Raw genomic sequence first — 795 nt, 5'->3', positions numbered from 1 at the left:
CCGACCCCGCCCACCGACGCGCCGACGCCGCCGGCCGACGGCTCGATGCCCACGCCTCCCGCGGACGCTCCGACTCCGCCGGCCGCGCCGACCGACGGCTCGGCGCCGACCCCTCCGACCGACGCGCCCACGCCCCCGGCCGACGGCTCGATGCCCACGCCCCCGGCCGACGGCACGATGCCCACGCCTCCCGCCGCCGCTGACGGCACGATGCCCACGCCTCCGGCCGCCGCTGACGGCACGGCACCGACCCCGCCGGCTCCGGGCGAGTGCGGCCCCGCCGGACACCCCGCCCCGCCGGCCCCCGCCGACGGCTCCGGCCCTGCCGCGCCCGTCGCCCCGCAGGCGCCCTCCGAGAGCACCTCTCCCGACACCGAGGACGCCCCCACCGGAAGCTGACACCCGACCGCTCGCCCCGCTCGCGCGGGGGAACGCCGACGGCCCGGAGGACACTGTCCCCCGGGCCGTCGGCGTCCGTCAGCGCGCGTCGCGGCGGCGGCGCGTCACTCCGAGCGCGAGCGCTCCACCGGCGAGCAGGGCGAGGGCCGCCGCGGCGGTCCAGCCCGTCTCGACGCCGGTGCTCGCGAGTCCCGAGCCGGTCCGCGGAGGAACGGCGCCGGCCGGAGCAGGAGCCGGCGTGCGCGTGGGGTCGGCCGAGGGCTGCGTGGTCGGCTCAGCCGTCGGCGCGACCGTGGGCTGCGCGGTCGGCGCCGTGGTCGGCTCAGCCGTCGGCGCCACCGTCGGCTCGACAGTCGGTCCCGGGGTCGGCACCGTCCCCGTCCCGAACACGGACTC

Annotated in this window: 2 protein-coding genes; both read right to left on the bottom strand. The window is 81.3% G+C overall.

Features of this window, described 5'->3' with window-relative positions; all coding sequences use genetic code 11:
• Positions 1-209: hypothetical protein (locus tag C5D04_RS18580; protein WP_219815051.1), on the bottom strand; the 209-nt coding region annotated here is incomplete at its 3' end.
• A 268-nt stretch (positions 210-477) separates the two neighbouring features.
• Positions 478-795 (bottom strand): PT domain-containing protein (locus C5D04_RS17765; protein ID WP_146087912.1); only part of this gene is annotated, 318 nt, incomplete at its 5' end.

Source organism: Rathayibacter sp. AY1D2, assembly GCF_002932695.1.
Taxonomy (GTDB): domain Bacteria; phylum Actinomycetota; class Actinomycetes; order Actinomycetales; family Microbacteriaceae; genus Rathayibacter.
Note: the sequence above shows the minus strand (reverse complement) of the source record. Positions and strands in the feature narration are given on the sequence as shown.